Below are 8,572 nucleotides of genomic sequence, written 5' to 3'. Positions count from 1 at the left end.
TGCTCGGCCTCGTGTGCCTCGGTCTGGTGCTGGCCGGCGCCCAGCTCGGCTGGAGCGCCCCCCTGGCGGTGGGCGGCCTCGTCGGCGGCCTGCTCGTCCTCCGTGAGGTCGCGCCCTACGCCAGCGAGCTGCCGCAGTGGGTCCTGATCGGCCTGGCCGGAACGATCCTGACCGTCGTGGGAGTCACGTGGGAGCACCGGATCATGGAGCTGCGGCGGGCCACGGCCTACCTCGGGCGGCTGCGCTGAATCCCGTCTGCCATGATCCGGCGGTGCGCGCCGCTCTCCTCCTCGCCATCGCCTCCTGCGTCCTGGTCGTCGGTTGCTCCTCGGGTGACACACGCGAGCCGGCCGCGTCCTCCAGTTCGACCGGGACCAGCCCGACGGAGACCAGTGCGACACCCTCTGCCGCCCCGTCGGACCCGTGCGACCTGCTGCCCAACCGCGAGGTGGAGCAGGTGGCCGGCGGGGCCGTGGGCGCCGCACGGTCCGGCATGACCGGTGGGCTCACCAACTGCCAGTGGGCGATCGCCGACGGAGGGTTCGTCCAGGTGATCGGGTCCACCTCGTCGACCTGGGCGCAGTCGCTTCCCGATGCCCTGCGGGCGCTCGAGTCCTCGGGGCAGTTCACGGACTCGGCGAACCTGAGGAAGATCCGAGCCGGGGCCGAGCTCGTCGAGGCCGGCCAGGAGCTCGACCCGGTCGAGGCCTGCTCCCTCTTCTCGGAGATGCTCGAGCTGCAGGGCCAGCCCGCTGGCTCCCGCTGGATCGTGAACGTCGTCCCCGATCGCGAGAACGCCATGGCCGTCACCGGCCAGCAGTGCACCGAGGGCCGGTTCACGTCGGTGATGATCGCGGACGAGACGGGGCTCGGGGAGCCGCTGCCCATCGCACCGGTGAGCGAGGCCCTCAGGTCCGCGCATCGCAGGAACCTCGGCGCGAGCTAGCCCCGCGGGGGCGGCCGCCACAGGGCCCGGGCGATGTCGACGTTGCCGGACGGCCGCAGCGGCGTGCCCTCCTCCAGGTAGGCCTGGCGCGCCTCTCCCTGATGGCTCGGCGGCAACGACCCGTCGGCCCGCACCACGCGCCACCACGGCACCGGGCCGCCGTACGCCGCCATGATCGACCCCACCTGGCGCGGACCGCCTCCTCCGGCGGCCTCACCGACCGCCTCCGCGATCGCGCCGTACGTCGATACCCGTCCACGGGGGATCTGCTCGACGCACGTCAGCACCAGCTCGACGTACTCCTCCGGATCGATCCTCATCAGGGCTCCCGCGACGACTCGGTGAGGACGAGTCCGGCCGCGACGGTCGTGACCAGCGCGGCGGCCAGACCGGCGACCCAGATCCCGACCGGCTCGGGCTGTCCGCGCAGCAGGCTCGCCACCGCGAACACCGCCGGTGCCGCCAGGAACACGACCGCGCCCCGCACCACCCAGAGCCGCACCGTCATGCGGTCCAGGGGCAGCTCGCGCGGGCCGTAGCCGGCGAGCACGGCCGCGACGTGCGCGACCAGCAGCCCGGCGGCCGCCAGCAGCGCCTGCGGATGCGGCCCGTCCCGGAAGGCGAGCCCCCACCACGCCAGCACCAGGCCGGTCGCCACCGTGCCCATCGGCGCCTCCGGCACGAGCGCGAACGCCACCGCGAGGCCGCCCACGAGGACGATGAGCCACCAGGCCGGCCACACTCCGCGCAGGCCGGTGGCCACCAGGGCGGCCATCACCCCGGCCACGATCGTGCCCCGCAACACCAGCTGCGCGGGCGTCCAGCCGCGCGTCATGGCACACGCACCTGCGGGAGCTGGGCGCGCCGGGCCAGGCGACGCATGACGTCGTCGACGGTGCCGGGACCGCGCCAGGCCACCACGGGACACCCGAGCGAGGCCAGCCGGGCCAGCACCTGGTCCCGCTCCAGCAGGCGCATCCGCCACGCCAGCCCGGCGACCCGGGGATCGGTGCCCTCGGCCACCTGCAGCGACAGGCCGCCCGGCAGGGTGTCGATCACCACCACCGGCAGCCCCCGCCGGACCAGGGTCGCGGTCGCCGTGGCGACGGCGTCGGACAGCATGGGCGAGAGGACGATCACGACGGTCCCTCCGGTGACCCCGAAGGTCGGCCTCGCCCGGCCGAAGGTCCGCGACTCGCCGGGACCCACCATCGACAGCCGTCCGAGCAGGCTGCGCAGGTGCCGCTCCCCCGTGCCGAAGCCGACCTCGCTGATCCGTTTCGGCCCGATGACGCGGAGCGAGACCCGGTCCCCGCGCCGGACGTGGTGCTCGGCGAGCGCGGCGCCGGCCCGGACCGTCACGTCCAGGCTGCTGGCCGTTCCGCCCATCCCTCCGGAGCGCCCGTGGTCGGCGAGGGCGTCGACGACGAGCAGGACGCCGGTGTCCTCCTCCGCCCGGGCGGTCACGACGTGCAGGTGGCGGGTGCGCAGCGAGACCCGCCAGTTGATCCTGCGCAGCCGGTCGCCGGCCTGGAAGGGGCGGATCCCGGAGAACTCGCTGCCCGACCCGATCCGCCGCGAGCGATGGGCGCCCACCAGCCCGAGCGGCTGCGGCGCCTCCGCCCGCGAGTCGTACGGCGCCCGGACCGGCAGCACCTGCAGCTGGCTGCCCACCAGCGGGACGGGCCCCCAGCGGAACCCCGCCCACCGGCTGGTCAGGGCGACGTCCTCGTGACCCAGGATCCGCCGGCCCCACCGCCGCGGGCTGACCTCGAGCACCGGCAGTCCGGAGCCCCCGACCACGAGCCGGCCGAGCCGCCCGTGGGCCGGGTGCGTGGCGACGTACGGCGCGGGAGTCGCCATCCGGGTGACGTGCTCGACCCCGTCGAGATCCGAGACCAGCAGCCGGGAGCGCGTCCCCTGTCCCTCGTGCATCCACTGGTGGTCGAGACGGGCGGTGACCGTCGGGCTCGACGCCGGGCGGTGCATGAGGGCCAGGGCGCCCAGCAGCAGGAAGGGGGCCGTGAGCACGACCAGCACCGCGTCGCCCAGGGCCACGGCCAAGGCCAGGCCGAGCACCCCGACGGCCAGGCACCGACGCAGCCCTCCCGTGGGACGCCACCGCGTCATGACCGGCGGGTCTCCTCGAGGGTCGCCGGGGTCGGCACCCGGCCGAGGACGTCGTCGACCACCCGGACGCCCGTCACGTCGGTCATCCAGAGCTCGGGGCGGACCGTGATCCGGTGGGCCAGGACCGAGCGGGCGACGGCCTTGACGTCCTCCGGGATGACGTAGTCACGACCGCGCAGCAGCGCCCACGCGCGGGCGGTCAGCACCAGACCGAGCGAGCCGCGGGGCGAGGAGCCGGTGAGGACCTCGTGGTGCTCCCGGGTGGCCCCGGCCAGCTCCACGCAGTAGCGGCCGACGCTCTCGTCGACCCGGACCGTCTCGACGGCGGCCTGGAGCGCGAGCAGTCCCGGGCCGTCGGTGACCGCGTCGAGGACGACCTCCTCCTGCTGCCGCTCGAGCCGGCGGGCGAGCACGTCGTACTCCTCGTGCGGAGAGGGGTAGCCGAAGCTCACCCGGAGCAGGAACCGGTCCAGCTGCGCCTCGGGCAGCGGGTAGGTGCCTTCGTACTCGACCGGGTTCGCGGTGGCCAGCACGTGGAAGGGCTCGGCCAGCGGGAAGGTCTCGCCCTCCACGGTCACCTGACGCTCCTGCATCGCCTCCAGCAACGCCGCCTGGGTCTTCGGCGGGGTCCGGTTGATCTCGTCGGCCAGCAGGAGGCCGGTGAACAGCGGTCCGCGGCGGAACTCGAAGGTGCCCTCGCGCTGGTTGTAGAGGAAGGAGCCGGTCAGGTCCGCCGGCAGCAGGTCGGGGGTGAACTGCGCCCGGGTGAACGAGAGCCCCAGCGCCTGGGCGAGGGAGCGGGCCGCCAGCGTCTTGCCGAGTCCCGGGAAGTCCTCGAGGAGCACGTGCCCCTTGGCCAGGACGGCGGCGAGGACCAGCCGCAGCGCCTCGCGCTTCCCGACGATCGCCTTCTCGACCTCGTCGAGCACCAGCCCCGCGACCCGGGACGCTTCCGTCACCCTCTCGCTCACAGCTCCTCGATCCTCCTCAGGTGGGCCTCGATCTCGTCCCGACGCAGCCGGCGCGGCGGTCCGGCGAGGTCGCGGATCAGCTCGGTGCCCAGCAGCGGCTCGGCGGCCGGGTCGGCGCGGGTCAGCGAGTGCCGGCGCGCCAGGCGTTCGTCGCAGAGCGCGGCGAGCCGGTCGCGGAGCGCGATGTCGGCGGTACGGGCGGTCAGGTGGCTCTCGAGGATCCGGACGTACGACGCCAGGTGGGGGTCGGTCGCTGTCGGGGCACCGGTGCCCATCGGCTCCACCCGCCAGAGCGGCCCCTCGTCCGCGATGCTGTCGGTGAGCAGGCCGGCCACGGCCACGGCCAGCGTCACCAGCAGGGCCAGGCGCAGGTGGTCGGGCGCGAAGTCGAACACCGTGAGCACGACGTCGAGGACCACGAACAGCACGGCTGCCGCGGCGGCTCGGCGCAACCAGCGCTTCATGCCTGCCCCCGGCCGGCGAGCAACCCCGCGTGGATGGCGTCCAGGTCGGCGACCGCCCGGGCGCGCGCTGCCTCGTCGAGGGAGTGGCTGGAGAACCTGGCCTCGCGGTAGAGCACAGCCAGCTCGGCGACCGCACCGGAGTCGGCGGCGACCAGGTCGAGCATCCGCAACGTGAACTCCGACGAGGTCTCCCAGGGATGCCGCTCCAGTCCCGCGCCGGCGGCCTGCTGCTCGAAACGGTGCCAGCACTCGACGATGGCGTTGCGCGGAGAGCCCTCCAGCAGGACGCGCCGCTGCTCAGCCGCGTCGCTGGTGATCTCCTCGACGAGGCGCCGTGGACCCGCCAGGACGTCGAACTCGACATCCTCCGGCGGAGGAGGCGGTCGTCGCCTGGCGTCGAAGGTCTGCCAGGCCCAGCGTCCCGTGCGATAGAGCACGTAGAGCACGCACAGCAGCGCCGCGAGCTCGAGCACGTAGGCGATCGCGCGGAGGATCGGGTGGTCCCCGGCCAGCTTCTCGGCCAACCGGTCCCGCACCTCCTCCGGCGGGTCCCCCGTCGGCGCCTCCAGCGAGCTCGTCTCCTGCGGAGTGAGCCGCTGCGCCTGCGGCCCCTCGCCGGTGAGGACTCCGCTGGGCCCGATGGAGGCGGCCCAGGTGACCAGCACCGCGACCAGCAGGACGCCGCCGACGACGGCGACGACCGCGGTCACCGGTGCTCGACTCGCCCCCATGGCGCCCGAACCTACCGGCGGAACCGGCCCGGATGGGTCACGCCGGGGTCACAGATCCCCGCCCGGGGACCGATCAGCCGAGGGGCGAGAACTTCTTGGTACCGCGCACCAGGTGCAGGCCCCGGATGCCGGAGTAGCTCTGTGCGAAGCGGAGCTCGTGCTCGAGGTCACCGAGCCCGTTGGCCCCGGCGAGCGGCGCGATCTGCACGGTGGACAGGGTTCCGAGGGCCCGTCCCCGTGCGTCGAGGAAGCCGCTGCCGGAGTCACCCGGGATGCCCGGGGTCGCCGTGTAGACCTCCCAGCCCCAGCCGCGGTTGGTCCGCCCGAGCGACTCGCCGACCTTGGGGGAGAGTGCGGTGCCGGGTCGCAGGCTGGAGTGCCCCCACGAGTAGACCCGGCTCCCGGCCGGCGCCCCGGCCTTGGAGAGGCCCGTCGGTCCTCCCCAGAACGGCACCGAGGGGTTGACCTTGCGGCGGTCGTTGCGGTCGACCCGCACCAGCGCGAAGTCGTTGGCCTCGCAGGCGGCGCGGCTGCGCGTGTGCCGACGGTGCATCGTGATCCAGGAGCTGTAGACCAGGGTGCCCCGGCCGACCGTGGTGCCGCCGGTGACCAGGGTGCCGTCGTCGGCGAACCTGACCCTGGTCCCGATCGGGTGCGAGCGGGTGTTGCAGCCGTTGGTGTCGGTGGCCTCGCCCTTGCCCGCGCAGTGTGCGGCGTAGCCGACGTACACGCGTCCGACGCGGTCGGAGAAGACGAAGTTCCCGGTGCACTGGGCGCCCTTGGTGTACATCTGCACGCCCGGGTGGATCTTGGCCTTCGCTGCCGGTGCCCAGCGGGCCGGCAGGTCGGCCTGCGCCTGCGGGGCCGGCGAGGCGAGGACGGTGGCGGTCAGGAGGGCGGCCGCCGTGGCCAGGGACGTGAGGAGTCGTGTCGGGCGCATGCCGGTACAACGAGAAACAGCCCCGTCCGGCTACGCGGACGGGGCTGTTCTTTTTCGGGGGCCGTGCGACGTGCGCTACCTCACAGGGTGGGCGAGAAGGGCTCGGTGCCCTGGGCCAGGGTGAGGCCGTTGAACCCGCCGTACTGCTGGGCGTAGGCCAGCTCGTGGGCAAGGTCACCGACGCCGTTCGAGCCGGCGAGAGGAGCCAGCTGCACGGTCGACAGCGTGCCCAGGGCGTTGCCCTCGGCGTCGAGGAAGGCGCTGCCGGAGTCACCCGGGACGCCCGGCGTCACCGTGTAGACCTGGTGGTTCCAGCCGTCGCTGTCGGTACCGAGGCTCGTGCCCTGCTTGGGCGAGAGCTCCTCGACGCCACCGCGCAGGCTGGAGTTGCCGTAGGAGTAGACCGAGTCTCCGGCAGCGGTGCCGTCGGTGTTCAGCCCGACCGGGCCACCCCAGAACGGGATCGACGGGTTCACCTTCGAGACGTCCGCGGCGTCGATCTTGATCAGCGCGAAGTCGTTGTAGTCGCAGGTGTTGGCGTCGCTCTCGTTGCGCTGCTGCATGGTCAGCCACGAGGAGTAGACGAGGGTGCCCTGCCCGACCTGCTCGCCATCGCTCACCAGCGAGCCGCCGCGGTTGAGCGTGACGCGCGTGCCGAGCGGGAGCGAGCCCGAGTCGCAGCCGTTGGTCTCGGTGGCGCCACCGGTGCCCGCGCAGTGCGCGGCCTGGCCGATGTAGACGGTGCCCGCGGCGTCGGTGAAGACGAAGTTGGCCGTGCACTGGGAGCCATCGGTGTAGGTCTGGACGCCAGGGGTGATCTCGGCGCTGTCGGCAGGAGCCCAGGCGACGGCGACGCTGGTGCGACCACCGCTCTTGCCGCCCTTGGCAGCGGCTGCCGGCTGAGCCGTGACCAGTGCTGCCCCGAGAACGGCGCTGATCAGGATCGAGAGGGCGCCGGCCGTCCGGCGCGTGGACTTCGACGAGGCGAACCTCATATGCGTGTGTCCCTCCAGTCGTTGGTGCCGGCTCAGGGGTCGCCGACATCCGGTGTCGTTCCCTTCAACGACGCCGGCCAAACGGAGTTACGCGATCGGGCGTGCCCTGCCTCAGTACGACGGCTGGCTGGGATCGACCTGGCTGACCCAGGCCGCGACCCCTCCACCGACGTGCACGGCGTCGGCGAACCCGGCGCCCTTGAGCACCGCGAGGCACTCCGCGGAGCGCACGCCGGACTTGCAGTGGAGGACGACTGGCTTGTCGTTCGGCAGCTCGCCGAGCGCGTTGCCGTTCAGGAACTCCCCCTTCGGGATGAGGACCGAGCCGGGGATCTTGTTGATCTCGTACTCGTTGGGCTCCCGGACGTCGACGAGGACGAAGTCGCGCGTGCCCTCGTCGCGCTCCTTGAGCATGTGCTCGAGCTGGGTCACCGAGATCGTGGCTCCGGCCGCGGCGTCCGCCGCTTCGTCGGAGACGGCGCCACAGAAGGTCTCGTAGTCGATGAGCCCGGTGACGGTCGGGTTCTCGCCGCACAGCGCGCAGTTGGGGTCCTTGCGGACCTTGAGCTTGCGGTACTCCATCTCGAGGGCGTCGTAGATCATCAGCTGGCCCACCAGCGGCTCGCCGATGCCGGTCAGCAGCTTGATCGCCTCGTTGACCTGGATCGAGCCGATGCTGGCACAGAGCACTCCGAGCACGCCGCCCTCGGCGCACGAGGGCACCATCCCGGGCGGAGGCGGCTCGGGGTAGAGGCAGCGGTAGCACGGGGCGTCGCCCTCGGGCGCGGTCGGCCAGAACACCGACGCCTGGCCGTCGAAGCGGTAGATCGAGCCCCACACGTAGGGGATCTTCAGGAAGTACGCCGCGTCGTTGACCATGTAGCGCGTGGCGAAGTTGTCGGTGCCGTCGACGATCAGGTCGTAGCCCTCGAAGATGCCGAGCACGTTGTCGTTGTCGAGGCGCTCGTTGTGGACGACCACGTCGATCAGCGGGTTGACCTCGGCGATGGAGTCCTTGGCCGACTCGGCCTTGGGCCGACCGACGTCGGACTGGCCGTGGATCACCTGGCGCTGGAGGTTGGACTCGTCGACCTCGTCGAACTCGGCGATCCCGATCGTGCCGACGCCGGCCGCCGCGAGGTAGAGGAGCGCAGGGCTGCCGAGGCCTCCCGCGCCGATGACGAGGACCTTCGCGTTCTTGAGTCGCTTCTGCCCGCTCATCCCCACGTCCGGGATGATCAGGTGCCGGCTGTAGCGGCGTACCTCGTCGATGGTGAGCTCGGCAGCCGGTTCGACGAGCGGCTCCCGAGCGGTCGTCCCTTCGGACACGTCGTACTCCTCCTGGAGGATCTGGGGTGGTACCGGCGCAACACCGGCGACATCCCCCATGTTCCC

General features: G+C 72.7%; 11 protein-coding genes. 2 read left to right on the top strand and 9 right to left on the bottom strand.

Translation table 11 applies throughout. The features are described 5' to 3' along the window. A partial coding sequence (locus VFN12_RS16230) for an SCO7613 C-terminal domain-containing membrane protein (protein ID WP_325119802.1) occupies positions 1–248 on the top strand: 248 nt, incomplete at its 5' end. 23 nt (positions 249–271) lie between these two features. Beyond that, a complete protein-coding gene (locus VFN12_RS16225; RefSeq protein WP_325119801.1) occupies positions 272–946 on the top strand; it encodes a DUF3558 family protein in 675 nt (224 codons plus the stop codon). Here the strand turns inward: VFN12_RS16225 and VFN12_RS16220 are convergent. From VFN12_RS16220 to moeZ, 9 genes are all read right to left on the bottom strand, one after another. After that, a complete protein-coding gene (locus VFN12_RS16220) occupies positions 943–1,266 on the bottom strand; it encodes an MGMT family protein (protein ID WP_325119800.1) in 324 nt (107 codons plus the stop codon). The two genes, VFN12_RS16225 and VFN12_RS16220, sit on opposite strands and share 4 nt — an antisense overlap. After that, positions 1,266–1,781, bottom strand: coding sequence for a hypothetical protein (locus VFN12_RS16215; RefSeq protein WP_325119799.1), 516 nt, complete (start codon positions 1,779–1,781; stop codon positions 1,266–1,268). Before VFN12_RS16215 ends, VFN12_RS16220 begins: the two co-directional genes overlap by 1 nt. After that, complete coding sequence (locus tag VFN12_RS16210) at positions 1,778–3,076, bottom strand: DUF58 domain-containing protein (protein ID WP_325119798.1); 1,299 nt, start codon at positions 3,074–3,076, stop codon at positions 1,778–1,780. Before VFN12_RS16210 ends, VFN12_RS16215 begins: the two co-directional genes overlap by 4 nt. Further along, entirely contained in the window at positions 3,073–4,047 is a 975-nt protein-coding gene (locus tag VFN12_RS16205) for a MoxR family ATPase (protein ID WP_325119797.1), read from the bottom strand. The genes VFN12_RS16210 and VFN12_RS16205 overlap by 4 nt, the downstream gene beginning before the upstream one ends. After that, positions 4,044–4,511 (bottom strand): hypothetical protein, encoded by a 468-nt coding sequence (locus VFN12_RS16200; RefSeq protein ID WP_325119796.1) that lies wholly within the window; start codon positions 4,509–4,511, stop codon positions 4,044–4,046. Before VFN12_RS16200 ends, VFN12_RS16205 begins: the two co-directional genes overlap by 4 nt. Next, the gene (locus VFN12_RS16195; RefSeq protein WP_325119795.1) at positions 4,508–5,242 is read right to left on the bottom strand and encodes a DUF4129 domain-containing protein; all 735 of its coding nucleotides are present in this window, start codon (positions 5,240–5,242) and stop codon (positions 4,508–4,510) included. The genes VFN12_RS16200 and VFN12_RS16195 overlap by 4 nt, the downstream gene beginning before the upstream one ends. 73 nt (positions 5,243–5,315) lie before the next feature. Further along, positions 5,316–6,182 carry a trypsin-like peptidase domain-containing protein gene (locus VFN12_RS16190; protein WP_325119794.1) on the bottom strand — a complete coding sequence of 289 codons (867 nt, stop codon included), beginning with the start codon at positions 6,180–6,182 and terminating at the stop codon, positions 5,316–5,318. An 80-nt stretch (positions 6,183–6,262) separates the two neighbouring features. Continuing rightward, positions 6,263–7,177 carry a hypothetical protein gene (locus VFN12_RS16185; RefSeq protein WP_325119793.1) on the bottom strand — a complete coding sequence of 305 codons (915 nt, stop codon included), beginning with the start codon at positions 7,175–7,177 and terminating at the stop codon, positions 6,263–6,265. 111 nt (positions 7,178–7,288) lie between these two features. Continuing rightward, positions 7,289–8,566 (bottom strand): adenylyltransferase/sulfurtransferase MoeZ, encoded by a 1,278-nt coding sequence (gene moeZ, locus VFN12_RS16180; RefSeq protein WP_325119803.1) that lies wholly within the window; start codon positions 8,564–8,566, stop codon positions 7,289–7,291. Positions 8,567–8,572 lie beyond the last annotated feature (6 nt).

The sequence above is a fragment of the Nocardioides sp. genome (genome assembly GCF_035703625.1).
Classification (GTDB): domain Bacteria; phylum Actinomycetota; class Actinomycetes; order Propionibacteriales; family Nocardioidaceae; genus Nocardioides.
Note: the sequence above shows the minus strand (reverse complement) of the source record. Positions and strands in the feature narration are given on the sequence as shown.

Excerpts from the sequence above, each read along its gene's own strand:
- VFN12_RS16220 (WP_325119800.1), bottom strand. The coding sequence starts at position 1,266 with ATGAGGATCGATCCGGAGGAGTACGTCGAGCTGGTGCTGACGTGCGTC.
- VFN12_RS16215 (WP_325119799.1), bottom strand. The coding sequence starts at position 1,781 with ATGACGCGCGGCTGGACGCCCGCGCAGCTGGTGTTGCGGGGCACGATC.
- VFN12_RS16210 (WP_325119798.1), bottom strand. The coding sequence starts at position 3,076 with ATGACGCGGTGGCGTCCCACGGGAGGGCTGCGTCGGTGCCTGGCCGTC.
- VFN12_RS16200 (WP_325119796.1), bottom strand. The coding sequence starts at position 4,511 with ATGAAGCGCTGGTTGCGCCGAGCCGCCGCGGCAGCCGTGCTGTTCGTG.
- VFN12_RS16195 (WP_325119795.1), bottom strand. The coding sequence starts at position 5,242 with ATGGGGGCGAGTCGAGCACCGGTGACCGCGGTCGTCGCCGTCGTCGGC.
- VFN12_RS16190 (WP_325119794.1), bottom strand. The coding sequence starts at position 6,182 with ATGCGCCCGACACGACTCCTCACGTCCCTGGCCACGGCGGCCGCCCTC.
- VFN12_RS16185 (WP_325119793.1), bottom strand. The coding sequence starts at position 7,177 with ATGAGGTTCGCCTCGTCGAAGTCCACGCGCCGGACGGCCGGCGCCCTC.
- moeZ (WP_325119803.1), bottom strand. The coding sequence starts at position 8,566 with ATGGGGGATGTCGCCGGTGTTGCGCCGGTACCACCCCAGATCCTCCAG.